Origin of the sequence: Flavobacterium notoginsengisoli (assembly GCF_014207905.1) — a bacterium.
Classification (GTDB): Bacteria; Bacteroidota; Bacteroidia; order Flavobacteriales; family Flavobacteriaceae; genus Flavobacterium; species Flavobacterium notoginsengisoli_A.
In genome coordinates, this window is sequence record NZ_JACHLB010000001.1 from 489719 (window position 1) to 507192 (window position 17474).

18 protein-coding genes are annotated in these 17474 nt (G+C 32.8%); 10 read left to right on the forward strand and 8 right to left on the reverse strand.

Annotated features, from left to right (window positions below; translation table 11 throughout):
• Positions 1–138: 138 nt before the first annotated feature.
• Positions 139–2196, reverse strand: a complete 2058-nt coding sequence (locus tag HNP35_RS02090; protein ID WP_184158909.1) for a M13 family metallopeptidase — start codon at positions 2194–2196, stop codon at positions 139–141.
• Between the two features lie 226 nt (positions 2197–2422).
• On the opposite strand from HNP35_RS02090, the gene HNP35_RS02095 reads away from it, so the two are divergent.
• The 6 genes from HNP35_RS02095 (at position 2423) to HNP35_RS23855 (ending at position 6623) form a co-directional block, all read left to right on the forward strand.
• Positions 2423–3088: an SCO family protein gene (locus tag HNP35_RS02095; RefSeq protein ID WP_184158907.1), complete on the forward strand. Its 666-nt coding sequence runs from the start codon at positions 2423–2425 to the stop codon at positions 3086–3088.
• 187 nt (positions 3089–3275) lie between these two features.
• Complete coding sequence (locus tag HNP35_RS02100) at positions 3276–3686, forward strand: lipocalin family protein (RefSeq protein ID WP_184158905.1); 411 nt, start codon at positions 3276–3278, stop codon at positions 3684–3686.
• Positions 3687–3845: 159 nt separating this feature from the next.
• Positions 3846–4085 (forward strand): FeoA family protein, encoded by a 240-nt coding sequence (locus HNP35_RS02105; RefSeq protein WP_144216515.1) that lies wholly within the window; start codon positions 3846–3848, stop codon positions 4083–4085.
• Positions 4085–6184: a ferrous iron transport protein B gene (gene feoB, locus HNP35_RS02110; RefSeq protein ID WP_184158903.1), complete on the forward strand. Its 2100-nt coding sequence runs from the start codon at positions 4085–4087 to the stop codon at positions 6182–6184. The genes HNP35_RS02105 and feoB overlap by 1 nt, the downstream gene beginning before the upstream one ends.
• Positions 6185–6190: 6 nt before the next feature.
• Complete coding sequence (locus HNP35_RS02115) at positions 6191–6316, forward strand: FeoB-associated Cys-rich membrane protein (protein WP_184158901.1); 126 nt, start codon at positions 6191–6193, stop codon at positions 6314–6316.
• A gap of 184 nt (positions 6317–6500) precedes the next feature.
• Positions 6501–6623, forward strand: a complete 123-nt coding sequence (locus HNP35_RS23855) for a hypothetical protein (protein WP_260402234.1) — start codon at positions 6501–6503, stop codon at positions 6621–6623.
• A gap of 36 nt (positions 6624–6659) precedes the next feature.
• On the opposite strand, the gene HNP35_RS02120 is transcribed toward HNP35_RS23855, so the two are convergent.
• The 3 genes from HNP35_RS02120 to HNP35_RS02130 all read right to left on the reverse strand — a co-directional run bounded on the left by HNP35_RS02120 (position 6660) and on the right by HNP35_RS02130 (position 9219).
• Positions 6660–7313, reverse strand: coding sequence for an HD domain-containing protein (locus tag HNP35_RS02120; RefSeq protein WP_184158899.1), 654 nt, complete (start codon positions 7311–7313; stop codon positions 6660–6662).
• A gap of 121 nt (positions 7314–7434) precedes the next feature.
• A complete protein-coding gene (locus HNP35_RS02125; RefSeq protein ID WP_184158897.1) occupies positions 7435–8427 on the reverse strand; it encodes an acyl-ACP desaturase in 993 nt (330 codons plus the stop codon).
• A 45-nt stretch (positions 8428–8472) separates the two neighbouring features.
• Positions 8473–9219, reverse strand: a complete 747-nt coding sequence (locus HNP35_RS02130; protein ID WP_184158895.1) for a lysophospholipid acyltransferase family protein — start codon at positions 9217–9219, stop codon at positions 8473–8475.
• A gap of 125 nt (positions 9220–9344) precedes the next feature.
• On the opposite strand from HNP35_RS02130, the gene rnpA reads away from it, so the two are divergent.
• The 4 genes from rnpA to HNP35_RS02150 all read left to right on the forward strand — a co-directional run bounded on the left by rnpA (position 9345) and on the right by HNP35_RS02150 (position 13115).
• A complete protein-coding gene (rnpA, locus tag HNP35_RS02135; RefSeq protein ID WP_184158893.1) occupies positions 9345–9749 on the forward strand; it encodes a ribonuclease P protein component in 405 nt (134 codons plus the stop codon).
• Between the two features lie 70 nt (positions 9750–9819).
• Positions 9820–10668 (forward strand): DUF4349 domain-containing protein, encoded by an 849-nt coding sequence (locus HNP35_RS02140; protein WP_184158891.1) that lies wholly within the window; start codon positions 9820–9822, stop codon positions 10666–10668.
• Between the two features lie 2 nt (positions 10669–10670).
• A complete protein-coding gene (locus HNP35_RS02145; RefSeq protein ID WP_184158889.1) occupies positions 10671–12308 on the forward strand; it encodes a S41 family peptidase in 1638 nt (545 codons plus the stop codon).
• Between the two features lie 3 nt (positions 12309–12311).
• A complete protein-coding gene (locus HNP35_RS02150) occupies positions 12312–13115 on the forward strand; it encodes an OmpA family protein (RefSeq protein WP_184158887.1) in 804 nt (267 codons plus the stop codon).
• Positions 13116–13121: 6 nt separating this feature from the next.
• Here HNP35_RS02150 and HNP35_RS02155 read toward each other — a convergent pair whose 3' ends face one another.
• From HNP35_RS02155 to HNP35_RS02170, 4 genes are all read right to left on the reverse strand, one after another.
• The gene (locus HNP35_RS02155; protein WP_184158885.1) at positions 13122–13568 is read right to left on the reverse strand and encodes a GNAT family N-acetyltransferase; all 447 of its coding nucleotides are present in this window, start codon (positions 13566–13568) and stop codon (positions 13122–13124) included.
• A 162-nt stretch (positions 13569–13730) separates the two neighbouring features.
• Positions 13731–14372 (reverse strand): DUF1579 domain-containing protein, encoded by a 642-nt coding sequence (locus HNP35_RS02160; protein WP_184158883.1) that lies wholly within the window; start codon positions 14370–14372, stop codon positions 13731–13733.
• A 200-nt stretch (positions 14373–14572) separates the two neighbouring features.
• Positions 14573–15541, reverse strand: a complete 969-nt coding sequence (locus HNP35_RS02165; protein WP_184158881.1) for a DUF4837 family protein — start codon at positions 15539–15541, stop codon at positions 14573–14575.
• A 47-nt stretch (positions 15542–15588) separates the two neighbouring features.
• The gene (locus HNP35_RS02170) at positions 15589–17412 is read right to left on the reverse strand and encodes a LysM peptidoglycan-binding domain-containing protein (protein WP_184158879.1); all 1824 of its coding nucleotides are present in this window, start codon (positions 17410–17412) and stop codon (positions 15589–15591) included.
• Positions 17413–17474: the final 62 nt, after the last annotated feature.

Consider the following 17474-nt stretch of genomic DNA (forward strand, 5'->3'; position numbering starts at 1 on the left):
ACAAACATATTGTTATTATTTCTAACTCTGTGTTAAAATTTTCGAATAATTAACCTAAAAATATATTTGACGGTTTTTGTAATGTATTCAAATAAAAAAACGGCACTATTTTAGCGCCGTTTTTTATTTATTATTTGATTACCAGATTTTAACTCGTTTTTCTGGTTCAACATACATTTTGTCTCCTTTTTTAATGTTGAAAGCATTGTAGAAAGCATCAACATTCTGAATTGGCACATAAGCTCTGTACATTCCTGGAGAGTGTGGATCTGTTTTTACTTGATTTTTGATTGCCTCATCTCTAGTTTTTGTTCTCCAAACTGTAGCCCAAGAAATAAAGAAACGCTGTTCTGGAGTAAATCCGTCAATTAAACCTGGATTTCCTTTTTCTTTCAAGTATAATTGAAGACCGTCGTAAGCAGCATTAATTCCACCTAAATCTCCAATGTTTTCACCTAAAGTAAAATTACCATCAACGTGTACGCCTGGCAATGGCTCAAGTGCACTGTATTGATTTGCTAAAGCAGTTCCTAAAGCTGTAAATTGTTTTAAGTCTTCTTCTGTCCACCAGTCAACTAAATTTCCGTCAGCATTGTAACGTGCACCAGAATCATCAAAACCGTGAGAGATTTCGTGTCCGATTACAGCTCCGATTCCACCATAATTAACCGCTTCATCGGCTTGATAATTATAGAAAGGTGGTTGTAAAATTGCCGCTGGGAATACAATTTCGTTGTAAGATGGATTGTAATAAGCGTTTACAGTTTGTGGAGACATATGCCATTCTGTTTTATCAACTGGTTTAGGCAATTTATCTACACTTTTCTTAAAGTTCCATTTTGCTAAGTTTTTCATATTATCAAAATAGTTTCCTCCCTCAGCAATACTTTTAATTTCAAGAGCAGAATAATCTTTCCATTTATCAGGATATCCAACTTTGATCGTAATTTTATTTAGCTTTTCGATTGCTTTTGCCTTTGTATCTTTAGACATCCAAGTTAAATTGTTAATACGATTTTGGTAAGCCGTAATAACATTATGAATCATATCTAGAGCTTTAGCTTTAGCTTCAGCTGGAAAAACTTTCTCCACATAAAGCTTTCCAAGAGCTTCACCAACTGTTCCGTTAACTAGATTTAATGCTCTTTCTTCAGCAGGAAGCTGCTTAATTGCTCCTCTTAATGTTTTGCTGTAAAAATCGAAATTAGCTTGGTCAATTTCTGTAGTCAATTGGCTAGCTGCACCGTTTAGAAGATCCCATTTTAGGTATTCTTTCCATTGAGCTACTTTATTTTCTTTAAAAACAGTTTCTAAAGCGGTCATGTATTTAGGCTCAGAAACAATTACCGTTTCTAATTTCGTAATTCCCAAACCTGCAAAATATTCATTCCATTTAATTGCTGGAGTCAATTTCTGAATTTCAGCAATTGTCATCGGATTGTATTGCAAACGGCTATCTCTTCTTTCAACTCTGTTTAATCTTGGTTTAGACAATTCTGTTTCTAAAGCCAAAATTTCAGCAGCGCTTTGTTTTGCTTTTTCTGGAGATTCTCCAATAAACTGCATCATTCTTGCCACGTGCAATTCGTATTTAGCACGTTTTTCTTTAGAATCCTTATCATCTGAAGTATAATAATCTTTATCAGAAAGTCCAAGACTGCTTGGTGCTAGATTTACAGAGTTTATAGAACTGTTTTTATCGTCAGCGCCAATGTAAATTCCGAAAAATCCAGAACCACCTTCTTTTTCCATTTCCACTAAATATTTCTGAACATCAGCAACATTTTTAATAGCGTCAATTTTTTTCAGATAAGGCTTTAAAGGCTCAATTCCTCTTTTATTTCTTCCAACAGAATCTAAATAAGTATTAAATAAATTAACTGCTTTTCCCTGATCTGTATTCGATTTGTATTTTGGGTTTTTCGAAGCTTCTTTCAAAACCGCCATTACATCTTTATCTGTTCTTTTAATGAGTTCATTAAAACTTCCCCAAGTTGTTCTGTCGCTAGGAATTTCAGTTTTATCCAACCAAGTTCCATTTACATATTTAAAAAAGTCCTCACTCGGTTTTACTTTGGTATCCATATAAGATACATTGATACCTGGTTCTTTTGGAGCGTTTTGTGCGTGAACTGCTGTTAGCGAAAACATTGCAGATAAAACACCAAACACAGGTTTAGCAAATTGTTTTTTCATAAAATTTTAGTGTTTAAGGGAAAATACAAACATATTGTTATTATCTTGAAATTTGTGTTAAAATTCTAACTGCAAAGTCAAAAAGACGTGCAAATTTCACAATTAGAAGTTTAAAACTATATTATTAGACAATCTTTAGTTGTAAATGTTACAAAAGCCTGTTAAAAAAATAAGACAGTAAAGTTTTTAAAATCTGCTTTTTGTATTTTTGCGCCAAATTATTTTTATGAAATCGCTTTTATACAGATACCGAAAATTCTTTATTGTTTTAATAGTATTTTCGGTTGTTACGATATCTCTGTTTTATACTGCATTAAAACCTAAAAAAACTTTACCAATCTACAATCCGGCAGATGTAAATCCTGAATTAGTAGATAGTACCATTCAATATAAAAGCAAATACCACACAATTGCCGATTTTTCATTTGTAAATCAAAATGGCGATACGATTACCCAGAAAAATTACGAAGGAAAAATCTATGTTGCCGATTTCTTTTTTACTACTTGCGGTTCTATTTGTCCAAAAATGTCAACAAATTTGGTTGAAGTTCAAAAAGCCGTTTTAAATAATCCGAAAGTAATGTTGCTTTCTCACACTGTTTTTCCAGAAGTTGACAGTGTTTCTGTTTTAAAAGCGTATGCTATAAAATATGGAGTTGTAGACAGCAAATGGAATTTGGTTACGGGAGATAAAAAAGACATCTACAAAATGGCGAGAAAATCATACTTGGCTGTAAAAATGGGAAGACCAGACCAGCTTTATGATATGGTTCATACCGAAAATTTTGTTTTGGTCGATCAAAAACGTCGCGTTAGAGGTTTTTATGACGGAACAAATAAAGAAGATATAAAACGTCTTTTAGAAGATATTGATTTTCTTTCTCAAGAGTAAATCTTTTACTTTTTTACTTTTCATAATTACAAAGAATCATTTTCTTTACTATTTGATTTAAAACACATTAAAAAAAATACTCAAGAATATTTTTCTATAATAGTGAGATTTTTTTTATAATTTTAGAATGTGATTTTCTTAGAAAAATTACGCGATGTGTTTAATAATTGTCTAAATATTTAAGATTATGAAATCGCTATTTCTATCCATTTTATTTTCATGTTTATTTATCAGTTGTGATCGCGAAGAAAACGCTATTAAAAACACCACAATTATGGGTACTTGGAAATTAACTCAAGCAAAAATTAGCGATGGTGGAATTGACACAAAATGGCGAGGAGTAAAAAATGGTTACGAATACACTTTTAATACTGATAGCACTTTTACCTCAACAGAATTTTCAAGTTGTTCAACCGGTCGTTTTACAACTTCTGGTCGCATATTAGCATTGGATTATGATTGCGAAAACTTTAACACAGGACATGAAAATGATGAAGGCAAACAGACAAGATATTTTCGCATAGAAAACAAAACTCTTTTTCTTAATCCCTCCACTTGTATTGAAGAATGCACCTATAAATTAAAAAAAATCAAATAGTTTTAAGGAGTAGTTATTTTTTCAATTAAGATTTTAAAACTCGAATTTTTTCGCTCAATCCCTTATTTTTAGAAACTTTTAGCATTTGTGTAAGCAATAAATACCCGTATTTATATAATAATTACCTATTTTTGCAATCTAAATTCAATCTAAATAAGCTTGCAAAATACAATACACACTCTGAAAAAAGGCGAAAAAGCCATTATCAAAGATTTTGATATCGATCTTATTCCACTGAAATTATTAGAAATGGGTTGTCTGCCTGGCAGCTTAGTTGAATTACTTCAGGTTGCACCTTTTGGCGATCCTTTATATTTAGATATAAACGGCTCACATGTTGCAATTCGTATTGAAACAGCTCGTGAAATTGAAGTTGAACTTATCCAAAACAATTTATAATGAGCGTTCAGAATATCAATGTTGCCCTAATCGGAAATCCAAATACCGGAAAAACTTCTGTTTTTAATCAATTGACAGGTCTTAATCAACAAGTTGGAAATTATCCTGGAATTACGGTTGAGAAAAAAATGGGTTTTTGCAAATTGCCTAATAACGTAAAAGCAAACATTTTAGATTTACCTGGAACTTATAGTTTGAATGCCAGTTCGATGGATGAAAGTGTGGTTATCGAGCTTTTATTAAACAAAAACGACAAATTATATCCAGATGTAGCAGTTGTAGTTACAGATGTAGAAAATCTGAAACGAAACTTACTGATTTACACTCAAATTAAAGACCTTGAAATTCCGACGATTTTAGTAATCAATATGTCTGATCGTATGGAACGCAAAGGAATTACACTTGACATTCCTTATTTAGAAGAAAAACTAAAAACGAAAATTGCTTTAGTAAGTTCTCGAAAAGGTTTAGGAATTGATCAATTAAAGGAACTTATCGTTTCTTATAAAACCATTACGCACGAACCTTGCTTGAATGCTTCTGTAATTGATCCCGAATATTTTGAAAAATTAGAGCATGCATTTCCAAATCAGTTGATGTATAAATTGTGGCTTGTGATTACGCAAGATGTCAATTTTTCTAATTTAGATCGAAATGAAGTTAGAAACACATTCACCAAATCACATTCAGAATTAAAACGTTTACAGCAAAAAGAAACGATTAAAAGATATCAGTTTATCAATGATGTTTTAAAAGGAGGTTTAAAAATTGATGCCTCAATGGCAAAAGACGTTCGCGCCAAATTAGATCGAATTTTAACGCATAAAGTTTTTGGTTACTTGATTTTCTTTGCCATTTTGTTTTTAATTTTCCAATCGATTTTCAGCTGGTCAACAATTCCAATGGATTTTATTGACAGCACATTTGCTTCATTAAGCAGTTGGGTAGCAGAAGAATTGCCAAGCGGAATTTTGACAGATTTACTTTCTCAAGGAATTATTCCTGGAATTGGCGGAGTCGTTATTTTTATACCTCAAATTGCCGTGCTTTTCTTGTTTATTTCAGTTTTGGAAGAAAGCGGTTATATGAGTCGAGTAGTTTTTTTAATGGATAAAATCATGCGCCGATTCGGACTTTCAGGAAAAAGTGTTGTGCCTTTAATTTCTGGTACAGCTTGCGCGATTCCAGCAATTATGGCAACACGAAATATCGAAAACTGGAAAGAACGTCTTATTACGATATTAGTGACGCCATTCACGACTTGTTCTGCAAGATTACCCGTTTATGCTATTATAATTTCTCTTGTTGTTCCGAGCAAACGCATTTTTGGATTCCTGAATGTTCAAGGTTTAACCTTAATGGCTCTTTATGTTTTAGGTTTTTTTATGGCAATTTTATCGGCTTATATTTTAAATAAAGTTTTAAAATTGGAATCTAAAACCTATTTTGTGGTTGAAATGCCAAGTTATAAAATGCCTCTTTTCAAAAACGTCGGAATTAACGTAGTTGAAAAAACAAAAGCATTTATTGCCGGAGCAGGAAAAATCATTCTTGCAATCTCGATTATTCTTTGGTTTTTAGCGTCTTATGGACCTGGAGAAGAATTTAATGATGCTGAAAAAATTGTAAAAGAAAGATTTGCAAATACAACCTTAGATGAAACTCAGTTTGAAAATGAAGTTAATTCTCAAAAATTAGAAAATTCATACATAGGATTAATGGGAAGAGCAATCGAACCAGCAATTCAACCTTTAGGTTACGATTGGAAAATCGGAATTGCATTAATTAGTTCGTTTGCCGCGCGTGAAGTTTTTGTTGGAACTTTGGCAACTATTTATAGTGTTGGAGATTCTGATAATGAGTCAACTATAAAAAGTAAAATGCAGGCAGAAGTTCGCCCAGATACGGGCAAAAAAGTCTTCGATTTTCCAACAGGAATTTCATTACTTTTATTTTACGCTTTTGCGATGCAATGCGCCAGTACATTGGCCATTACTAAAAAAGAAACCAATTCATGGAAATGGCCTGCAATGCAACTAATTTTCATGAGCGGATTGGCTTATTTTACCGCTTTAATTGCATACCAACTTTTAAAATAAAAAGTTATGTTTCAAGAAATTATCGCCTTTACAATATTAGGATTAGCAGTTGCTTTTTTGATTAAGAAGTTCTTCTTCAAATCGAAAAAGAAAAAAGACTGCGGCGGAGGAACCGATTGCGGGTGTTCATAATTAAGGTTCTAAGTTGCTAAGATTCTAAGCTACTAAGATTTAAACATTAAAAGCGTCACATGAATTTTGAATTCATGTGACGCTTTTTTTTCTTTTAAAAATGCCTTTTAATGTTGTTTTTAAGGCTTAACTGGATTATTTGTATATTTTTTAGCGATTACTTTTGGCTTATAAATTCGTTCAAATGACAAATAGAAATAACTCAGAAATAATTCGAGACAATCGAGTTGCAAGATTATTATGGTTTACTTTAGGATTTTTCTCCGCAACCATTATTACTTATTTAGCAATGAAAGGCAATCATTGAGTTAGAAATCTGAAAACTGAGACTGAGACTGAAAACTTATTTCAAACCTTCCCATTCTGCATAAAACTGTGCCAGAAAAGATTCCATGAAATGATGTCTTTCGGCAGCGATTTCTTTTCCTTTTTCTGTATTCATTTTATCTTTTAAAAGCAAAAGCTTTTCGTAAAAATGATTTATCGTTGGAGCGTTATTCTTTTTATACTCCTCTTTTGTCATATTTGTTACTGGCGCAATTTCTGGATTGTATAAAGCTCGGTTCTTAAATCCGCCATAATTGAAGGCTCTTGCTACTCCAATTGCACCAATTGCATCCAAACGATCAGCATCTTGAACAATATCCAATTCGACAGAAGAGAACTTCTTTTCGAAATTTCCGCCTTTATAAGAGATATTTTCAATGATATTCACCACATGAACAATTATCTCCTCCGAAACATTTTGAGCCTCTAAAAACGCTCGTGCTGTTTTTGGACCAATAGTTTCGTCTCCGTTATGAAATTTGCTATCTGCAATATCGTGCAACAAAGCACCTAATTGCACAACTGTAAGATCGCAGTCAGTGTCTTTTGCAATTAAAAGTGCATTTTTATAAACACGTTCGATATGAAACCAATCGTGACCGCCTTCGGCATCGTTTAGTTTTTCTTTTACAAAAGCAATCGTTTTATTTATAAGTTCAGAAGTATTCATAAAGGGATATTTATATTTTATAAAAAAATGTTGATTGTCAAAGTTTAATACTAAACCTCAACAATCAACAAGTATATTTTTTAAATTTCAAATCTAAAATCTGAAATCTACATTCTAAAATTTAAAGTCTCGCAGGTTCAACCCATTTGAAAATGTGAGATTCTTGTGGAATCACAATTCTTTCTGAGATTTTAGCCATACGAGCTGGTAATTTCATTAAATAATCACGTGCTTTTTCTGCCTCGTCAGTCAAATTAGAAATTTTATCGATTTCCCATTTGTTCATTAATTTCTGCATAATTTCAACGTAATCTGTTGCAGTGTAAACTCCGATACGTTGCGCAGAATCTGAAAACTGTTCAAAAGCTGTACTAATTTTTTGTCCAGATTCTCTCAAGAAATGCGCTGGCATAACGATTTTCTGTTTCATCATGTATTGAAAAGCCAACATCATTTCGCTCGGATCAACTTGGAAAATTCTAGTTACAAATTCGCTATATGCATGGTGATGACGCATTTCGTCACCTGCAATCATTTTACACATTTTAGACAACTTGTTATCTCCAAATTTCTTTGCAATCTGAGATACTCTGTTGTGAGAAACATAGGTTGCTAATTCCTGAAAACTTGTGTAAACAAAGTTTTTGTACGGATCAGAACCTGTTCCAATATCAAAACCGTCGTTAATTAAATGCTGAGTTGTCATTTCGATTTCACGCATGTTAACACGACCAGACAAATACAGATATTTATTCAAAAGATCTCCGTGGCGGTTTTCTTCTCCGGTCCATTGGCGAATCCATTTAGACCAGCCATTACCACCGTCTTCAACTTGATTTACTCCTTCTACATCCATCAACCAAGATTCGTATGTAGGCAAAGCTTCTTCGGTAATTGTATCACCAACAAGCGTAACCCAGAAATCGTATGGAAGTTCTTTAGCTATTTCGCGTAATTCTCTTACCTCTTCAAAGAAATTTTCTCCTTCAGAATTTGGTAAAAAATCAGACGGCTGCCAAATTTTTTCCACTGGAATTAAATACTGTTCAACGAAGCTATCCACGTTTTTTTCCAAAAACTGCATTACTTCTAATCTAATGTTTTTTATAGACATTACTTATATTAAATTTGGGTTTTATGCTTTAGCTCGGACTAAAACTTAAACCTGTTTATACTCATTTATTCCTTCCTTAACTGCTTTTTCCGTAATCTCCATTAGCTCTTCAAATTTGTAATCTTTAACAGCTAAAGCTGGATGAGCAGTAAATTTTAGATGATTTCCTAAACCAACCGGAAAAAAACCAAATTTTACCATTTTCCAAGAATTATTAATACTCACTGGAACAACATATGCCGATGGTGCATATTTGCATAAAATTTTTAAACCGCTTTGCGCGAATTCTTTTGGTTTTCCTGTTTTACTTCTTGTTCCTTCTGGGAAGATAACAGCAGATCTTGTGTTTTTTTCGATATATTCAGACAAGCCTTTGATAACTGGAATAGCTTGTTTAGGGTCTTTTCGGTCAATTAAGACAGATCCTCCGTATTTCAAATTAAAAGAAACACTTGGAATTCCGCTGCCTAATTCCTTCTTACTTACAAATTTACAATGAAAACGTCTAAAGTACCAAATCATTGCCACGATATCGTACATACTTTGATGATTGGCAACAAAAATAATCGGCACTCCTTGCGGAATTGTTTCTCGATTTTCAATTGTATACGTTGTTCCAACCAAATTGGTACATTTTAAAAGGCAGAAGTTTAAATAATCTACACTTTTTTTATGAGCTTGGTAACCAAAAACATTTAAACAAATCCATTGAATGGGATGAAAAACAGCCAAACATAAACCAAATAATAAATAGTAAATTACCGATATTGGATAAGATATAATTTTTTCCATGCTTCAAAAATTAATGCGCAAAAGTAATAAATATATTTTTAGACTTATTAAAATTAAAAACAATAACCGTTTTTCTGGTTTAATTGTACCTTTGTAGCAAAATTTGCAAATTTTTTCTGAATTAAATGAACTTCAATTACCCTAAAAACGAGCGTTTAAAAAGCAAAACTACTATTGGATTACTGTTTTCTGAAGGAAAATCAGTTTCTAAATATCCGCTACGTTTGGTTTACCGTCAAGCGGAAGAAAATTCAGAAGAAGGAACCAAAATTGGCGTTTCGGTTTCAAAGAAATATTTCAAAAAAGCTGTTGACCGCAATTACTTCAAAAGGGTTTTGAGAGAAACCTATCGATTGAACAAACATTTGCTTTTAGATAATCTAGATCAACCTTATTCGATTATGCTTTTTTATCAGACAAAAGACAGATTATCTTACGAAGAAATCAATACCAAAATGATTCAATTGTTTGAGAAGTTTTCACTTCAAATCAATAAACCTTTAGATTCCGAACAGAAAACCGAGTCGTAAATTTCAAAACGTAAGATTAATAAGCAACTTAGACAAAAAAATCGTAGTTTTAGCTCTAAATTGAAATTCTATGCGTCGACTTTTCTTTTTATCTTTTTTGTTTCTAATTCTTTCTGGATGTAATAAATCTTACCAAGCGGAAGATAGTAATATTATTGTTTCGGCTGTAAAACTACCGGCGAAAGCAGAAAGTGATTCGTATGAAAGAAGCCCTGATCCGGTAACTCCACCGCCGCCAGCTCCGAAGAATAAAGATAAAATCGAGCAAAAAATTATAAAGGAAGCGACTTTAAAATTTGAAACCGATAATCTAGAAAACTCCTTTGGTCAAATTCGAAAAGCTGTTGCGAATAGTAAAGCACGAATTATAAACGACTCTGAAGGAAAAGATTTTGCTACTCTTTTTAGAAATCTTACTATAAAAGTACCAAGTCAGAATTTTGACCGTTTTATAAATGATGTTTCAAAAGGTGTTTCGTATTTTGAAGTTAAAAATATATCTGCGCAAGATGTTACTGAACAATATATTGATCTGACTTCTAGATTAAAAACAAAGAAAAAACTAGAAGAACGCTATCTTGAAATTCTAAAAAAAGCGAACAAAGTCAGCGAAATTTTAGAAATTGAAGAACAAATTTCAGCCATTCGCGAAGAAATAGAAGCCAAAGAAGGTCAGCTGAAATATTTGGAAAGCCGCGTTTCTGAAAGTACAATTACTATTGAATTTTATAAAACAATACCTGAAAAAGAGGGCGTTAAAATATCTTACGGTTCAAAACTTTGGAGTGCAATCGAATCTGGATTCTACACTTTATCCGATTTATTAATTTCACTATTAAGTGCTTGGCCTTTTGTAATTTTGTTTGTTGTATTTGCCTATTTTATTAGAAAAAGATTAAAAAGAAGAAAAAAAGAATAATCATGTATCCGTATTTCAAAAAGAAATTTATTATACCTGTAGCTGTTGCGGGAATGTTGTTTGTTGGAACCAGTTTTAAAGAAGATTTTTTTGAAATTGCCAAACAGATTGAGATTTTTACAACTCTATTTAAAGCCGTAAATACCAATTATGTTGACGAAACCAATCCGGGCGATTTGATGGATAAGGCCATAAAAAGCATGTTGGGAAGTTTAGATCCGTATACGGTTTATTTTAACGAGCAAGATGTTGTCAATTTTAAAATCAATAATACTGGAGAATATACCGGAATTGGCGCTTTAATTTCTAGAAAAAAAGACCGTTTGGTTGTTCGCGAACCTTATAAAAATTATCCAGCCGATAAAGCCGGACTAAAAGCGGGTGACGAAATCATTCAGATTGGAGATGTTCTAATTGCTGATTTTAAAGATGATGCTTCGCAATTATTAAAAGGAACAAAAAACACTAAAATCAACATTAAATATCTTCGTCAAGGAAAACCATTTACAACTGTTTTGGTTTTGGATGAAGTTGATATTAAATCGGTTCCTTTTTACGGAAAAATCGACGATAAAACGGGTTATATTGTTTTGGCACATTTTAGCAGAAAAGCTTCAAACGAAGTAAAAGAAGCCCTTGAAAAACTAAAAGCGGATGGTGCAACACAAATTGTTTTAGATTTAAGAGGAAATCCAGGAGGACTTTTGAATGAAGCAATTGATATCTGCAATTTGTTTGTTCCAAAAAATGAAGTTATTGTAACAACTAAATCGAGAATCGAAAAACACAACAATACTTATAAAACACAAAAAGAACCAATTGACACACAAATTCCGTTGGCAATTTTAGTAAACGGAAGAAGTGCTTCAGCATCTGAAATTGTTTCAGGTGCTTTACAAGATTTGGATCGTGCGGTAATTTTAGGAAGCAGAAGTTTCGGAAAAGGTTTGGTGCAACGTTCTGTTGATTTGACTTACGGAACTCAGTTAAAAGTGACCATTTCTAGATATTACACACCTTCAGGAAGATGCATTCAGGCTTTAGATTATGCGCACAAAGACAAAAATGGTGTGGCACAAAAAACCGATGCTAAAAATTATAATGCTTTTAAAACCAGAAAAGGAAGAACCGTTTATGATGGTGGCGGAGTTTTACCAGACATCGAATTGGAAGAAGCCAAAACAAGTGCAATTGCTACAGCTTTAATTAAAAATGATGGAGTTTTCGATTATGCAACGAGTTATTATTATAAAAATCCGAATTTGGGAGATAAGATTCCAACAATAACAGATGCAGATTACTCTGCTTTCAAACAATATTTGAAAACGAATAAAATTACATTTGACACTGAAACCGAAGTTGCTCTGAAAAACACTTTAGCTGCAGCTAAAAATGAAAAAATTGACGAAACTATTGCTCCTGAATATCAGCAATTATTGGCTGCTTTAGAAAAAAGTGAAACTACTTTGCTGGATAAAAACCAAAAGGAAATCAAAAACATGATTCAAGAAGAACTGATTAAAAGGTATCAATATCAGGAAGGTCTGTATCAGTTTTATATCAAAAACAATTCGGAAATTAAAAGAGCAGTGAGCGTATTAAATAACCAAACAGAATATAAAACGATTTTAAAAATGTAGTGAATGAAGCTATCTCTAGCCATACTTCTTCTTTCATTTTATACAGTATCGGCGCAGCAAAAACCTGTTGAAACCATTTATTTTGAGTTCGACAGATATGATTTGACCAACAAACAAAAAACGGTTGTTTCGAACTTTATAAAAAATCTAGACACCTCAAAGGTTCAGTCTATACAGATTTATGGTTATTGCGATGATAGAGGAACAGATTCATACAATTTTAGATTATCAGATAAACGTGCAATTACTATTCAGAATCTTCTAGTTCGCAACGGCTTCAAAAAGAATAAAATTATTATTCTAGAAGGACGAGGGCGCATAATCGTTAAAACAGATACTGTAAAAAATCTTCATGAAACCCGCTTACAAAATCGGCGGGTTGATTTAATTCTTGTTACAAAAGAAAATTTCGGAAAGGATGTACACACTTCTTTTAAAGAGAAGTTAAAAGTTGGCGATAGGGTTTATCTGGAAAATATTCTATTTAATATTGGAAGTGCAAAGCTAACAGATACTGCTAAAAAAGAACTGAACAACGTTGCATTAACACTTTTAACGCATCAAAATATAAAGTTTGAAATTCGCGGCCATGTCTGTTGTACACCCGAAATTTACAGCGACGGCATTGATCGAGACACTAAAGAAAGAAGACTTTCTTGGAATCGAGCCAAAACTGTTTTTCATTATCTAATCTCCAAAAAAATCTCCAAAAGCCGTATGACTTATCTTGGATGTGGGAATAAATATCCGCTAAAAAAAGGAGATAAATACGATCGGCGTGTGGAGTTTTTGATTACTGATATTTAAGATTTTTTATTCTCGAATCATTTCAATATGCTCAATATCATCTTCTAAATACATTTCGCTTGTTTGTACAAAACCGTGGCTTTCGTAGAATTTCTTTAAATATAATTGAGCTCCAATAGTAATTTTATCTTTCCCGAAATTAGACTTAATTTCAGCAATTGCGACTTGCATTAATTCATGTCCCCATTTTCTGTCTCTGTAGTTTTCATCAACAACAACTCTTCCGATTGAGGCATTGTCAAATGAAATTCCGGCATCGAATAAACGCGAATACGCAACAATTTTACCTTCAAATTCTCCCATTAAGTGTAAAGCTTTCTTGTCTTTGCCATCAAGATCCAAATAAACGCAATTTTGCTCCACTACAAAGATTTCACTTCTAAGTTTGAGCAAATCATATAGCTCATTTACATTTAATGCCTCAAAAGGCTTTATTTTCCATTTTAATTCCATTCTTGTTTATTTTTTGCCGCTAAGGCACTAAAACGCAAAGTTAGATTTATTTTTAGCTGTGCTAAAGTTTTTTATAAAAATTGCAAAGGCACAAAGGTATACTTCGTAGAAATATACCTTTGTGCCTTTGCAGCTTTGTTTCTTTGTAACTAAAATAGAAAACTATTTTTTAGTCATTACAATTTCCATGCTTTTATATTCTGATCCGTTTTTGACATCGTACATTTCCATTTTTCTTGTTTTCGGATCCACAATTGTATAGACTTCTCTATAAGCTGTTTTTTTGCCATTAACCGGATTAACCATTTCGCCTTTTAGTTCCATGCTTTTTTTGCTTTCATCATATTTTCCCATGGCAACCATCATTCCTGTTCCCATATTGTCGATAAAAGTTGTTGTGTATTCTTGGCTAGCATTATTGTAAGCTAGAGTACTTTTACCTTCAAAAGGCTGTCCCATCATGGTTCCTTTGTAATCGGATTCTTGATAGCGTCCGCCCAAAATCATTCTAATTACGGCAACAGAAGTTGCTTTTTCAGGTTTTCCATTTGCTTCCGACCAGAAAGTCATATCGCAATTCCAAGTTCCAACTTCGTCTGCCATCATTTTATGCGGATTTCCTGGTGTTGCATATTCCTGCCAAGCTTTCATTTGTGCTGCAGAATCTACAGTTTCTTCTATAAGCGGTTCTTCGGTTTTAACAGCAAGAGAATCGGCTGTGGTTGGAATTTCTGTCTTTACTTCTTTTTTACAGGAAATAAAACACAAGGTTATAAGTGCTAATGCGGTTGCTACTTTTTTCATAACTATTTGTTTTTATGTTTGTTACAAATAAAGTTACGAAATATTTTTTGTTTCAAGTTTGAAGTTTCAGGTTTCAAGTTTTATCTGCTTTGTGTATTTAACCGCGAAGTTCGCAAAGGATTACGCAAAGAGCGCTATTGTTATTATGACTTGGAAAACTTCTACACAAACTTCAAACCTGAAACCTGAAACAAATTCTTTTATCGTTTATCGATTTTGACTGTTTTGATAATCGCTTCTAATTCTAACATTAAGTCACGTTCTTGATGCGAAGGAGAATAGCAAAATCCTTCTATAACTAAAACTCGGTTGAAGGTTTCGTCTAAGATTGCATAATTGATGAAAGGTCCGGTCATGAAATCGTTTTTTAATTCCCACGTTCCTTTTGTTTCATAAGCTTCTTTACCATCTACTTTTACTTTTGAAAAGTAAGGCGCGTAAGCTTCACTGGTAATCATTTGCGTATTTTGTTCTCGTCCTTGAATATATTTTCCAACCGAATCACGCATTTTTACAATGGCATTAACGACATCTTTTTTCTTTTTAAAATTGTTCAGCGGAATCTGATAGAGCAATAGACTAGTGTTTCCACTAATGATTTCTTTTTTCAGCCAAATAAATTTTTTCTTATGTAGCATATATTCAAAACCCGTTGGAATCTGAATATCAATGTGAAATTTGTTCTTTATAATGGCTTTATTCAGTAATGAAGAGCTATTGTCTTCTTGGATTTTTTGGATTTCTGCATCGTGAATTTCTTTTATAATTTGAGCAGAATTTAATTCGATACTACAGATAATATCATCGACAGATTTTCCGTAAATGCGAAAAGTATTGTGAGGTAATGCTTTGTTGTGAATGATTTCGAATTTATCGACTGGCGCTTTTTTTACCACAATAATGCTTCGGCTGTCGGTAACAAAGCCTTCCAATAATCTTGCAGGATATTGATTGATGGTAAAAAGAGGTTCTTCTTGCGTAAGTCCAAGAACTGGCGAAGCAAATTTATTTCGAATACTATCTCCCACTTCTCCATACCACAACTGATCATCGATTATGACCGAAATGGTATTTGTTTTTCCTGAAACTGTTTCATTTTGTTTTTCACTTTTGAAACATGAAGTCAGAAAAAATGGAAGTAATAGCAATAAAAAATGGGTTTTATTCATTTTCTTAATTTATGAAATAAAACCCAAATTTAAATAAGATTTTGTATTTATCCGTTTATTTTAAGTTTCATTCCCGGTTTAATATCTTCATCTTTAATACCATTCCATTTTTTAATATCTGAAATTGTCACTCCAGGATATTTTTTAGAAATGCTGTATAAAGAGTCTCCTTTTTTTACGTAATAATCTTCACTAACGCTTTTAGAAACTGCTTTTTTCTTGAATGAATCAACCGAGTTTGATGCAATTGCTGTCGAAGCTGAAGCAGGTTCTTCAATAATTATAGCCGCTTTCGAAATAATAATCGTTTTTCCTAAACCAATATTATTCGAAGTCAAATTATTAAGTTCTTTTAACTCCGCAATAGTCGTACCGAATTTCTTTGCAATGCTACCTAAATTGTCTCCTGCTACCACAACATAGTCCATATCAACAGCTCCTCCCTTTGATTTTTCGTCAGCAGATGCGATAGCTTCTTCTCTTTTATCAATAATTGGAGCAGATTTAACAGGTGTTTCTTCCTCAGTTTTAATTTTCAAATTCCTTCCGATTGCAACCGAATTGGTTTTCAAATTATTCCACTTCTTAAGTTCTGCTGTTGTACAATTATATTTAGAAGCAATTGCTCCTAAATTATCTCCTTTTCGAACTTTATAAAATTCGAAATCGCTGTTATTATTTTCAATTGTAGTTGGTTTTACCGAAGCTGGTTTTGCTTTTGGAGCATATTTTACAGCTAATCTTGATGAAGTAGATTTCATTTCAGAATCATACTTTACGTAAGCATAAATCTGAGGTTCGTTAGATACAAATGTTGCTATCTTATCTTTTGGAAGACGAATGAAATGCTGTTCTCCTTGGTAAAAAGGAACAACTCCCATTTTATAAGAAGGATTTAAAAGCTGAATCTGCGATTGCGGCATGTCTAATAAATCGGCAATCTGTTTGAAAGACATTTGATTTTTGATTGCTACAGTATCCGTTTCGAAGTTTTTAACCACAGCTCTTTCCGGATTAATTCCGTGTTCTTTGTGATATTCAAAAAGGTACATTGTTGCTAAGAAAGCTGGAACGTAACCTTGAGTTTCTTTTGGAAGATAATTGCGAATATCCCAGTATTTTGTTTTTCCGCCAGAGCGACGAATTGCTTTAGTAACATTTCCTGGTCCTGAATTGTAAGAAGCTAAAACCAGTTCCCAGTCGCCAAAAATATTGAACATTTTGGTCATGTATTCAGAGCATGCGGCTGTAGCTTTAAGAGGATCGCTTCTTTCGTCGATATAAGAATCTATTTTTAAAGCGTATTGTTTTCCGGTTCCGTACATAAACTGCCAAAGTCCCGTAGCGCCCATTCTAGAAACTGCTTTAGGATTTAAAGCAGATTCTACAACAGCTAAATATTTTATTTCCAAAGGAACATTTTGTTTGGCAAAAGCTTCCTCAAAGATTGGGAAATAATATTCTGATAAAGCCATTAATCGAGAAAACGATTTTTTACGGTTCTTAAGAAATGACTTTATTATATTTTCTAAACCTTGATTGTATTCAATTTCAAAAGGTGATTTCTCATTCATCGCTGCCAAACGCTGTTTTAGCAATTCTGTTGGCAATTCTTCATCAACCGTAACATCTTTGTTGATGGTTTGAATGTCTTTGGTCAGGTCTTCATATATATCTAGACTTACTAATTCGTTCATCCATAAACTATCTACTTTTGAAGCTAGTTCATTTTTTTTGAATGTGCTTTTTATAGAGTCTAAATATGTTACCTTAACTTCGGGCTTACTTTCTAAAGTTGATGCTGTTTCTTGTGAAAAGGCAGCCATCGTAAAGAAAGCAGAAACCACTATTGATATTTTCCTTACAATCATATAACATTATTTTAAAATTCTGTAATTCAAATAATTACGAGAAGCGTACTTTTGCAAAAATA

Excerpts from the sequence above, each read along its gene's own strand:
- HNP35_RS02100 (WP_184158905.1), top strand. The coding sequence starts at position 3,276 with ATGAAATCGCTATTTCTATCCATTTTATTTTCATGTTTATTTATCAGT.
- HNP35_RS02090 (WP_184158909.1), bottom strand. The coding sequence starts at position 2,196 with ATGAAAAAACAATTTGCTAAACCTGTGTTTGGTGTTTTATCTGCAATG.
- HNP35_RS02130 (WP_184158895.1), bottom strand. The coding sequence starts at position 9,219 with ATGGAAAAAATTATATCTTATCCAATATCGGTAATTTACTATTTATTA.
- rnpA (WP_184158893.1), top strand. The coding sequence starts at position 9,345 with ATGAACTTCAATTACCCTAAAAACGAGCGTTTAAAAAGCAAAACTACT.
- HNP35_RS02095 (WP_184158907.1), top strand. The coding sequence starts at position 2,423 with ATGAAATCGCTTTTATACAGATACCGAAAATTCTTTATTGTTTTAATA.
- feoB (WP_184158903.1), top strand. The coding sequence starts at position 4,085 with ATGAGCGTTCAGAATATCAATGTTGCCCTAATCGGAAATCCAAATACC.
- HNP35_RS02165 (WP_184158881.1), bottom strand. The coding sequence starts at position 15,541 with ATGAATAAAACCCATTTTTTATTGCTATTACTTCCATTTTTTCTGACT.
- HNP35_RS23855 (WP_260402234.1), top strand. The coding sequence starts at position 6,501 with ATGACAAATAGAAATAACTCAGAAATAATTCGAGACAATCGAGTTGCA.
- HNP35_RS02160 (WP_184158883.1), bottom strand. The coding sequence starts at position 14,372 with ATGAAAAAAGTAGCAACCGCATTAGCACTTATAACCTTGTGTTTTATT.
- HNP35_RS02140 (WP_184158891.1), top strand. The coding sequence starts at position 9,820 with ATGCGTCGACTTTTCTTTTTATCTTTTTTGTTTCTAATTCTTTCTGGA.
- HNP35_RS02125 (WP_184158897.1), bottom strand. The coding sequence starts at position 8,427 with ATGTCTATAAAAAACATTAGATTAGAAGTAATGCAGTTTTTGGAAAAA.
- HNP35_RS02170 (WP_184158879.1), bottom strand. The coding sequence starts at position 17,412 with ATGATTGTAAGGAAAATATCAATAGTGGTTTCTGCTTTCTTTACGATG.
- HNP35_RS02150 (WP_184158887.1), top strand. The coding sequence starts at position 12,312 with ATGAAGCTATCTCTAGCCATACTTCTTCTTTCATTTTATACAGTATCG.
- HNP35_RS02155 (WP_184158885.1), bottom strand. The coding sequence starts at position 13,568 with ATGGAATTAAAATGGAAAATAAAGCCTTTTGAGGCATTAAATGTAAAT.
- HNP35_RS02120 (WP_184158899.1), bottom strand. The coding sequence starts at position 7,313 with ATGAATACTTCTGAACTTATAAATAAAACGATTGCTTTTGTAAAAGAA.
- HNP35_RS02115 (WP_184158901.1), top strand. The coding sequence starts at position 6,191 with ATGTTTCAAGAAATTATCGCCTTTACAATATTAGGATTAGCAGTTGCT.
- HNP35_RS02145 (WP_184158889.1), top strand. The coding sequence starts at position 10,671 with ATGTATCCGTATTTCAAAAAGAAATTTATTATACCTGTAGCTGTTGCG.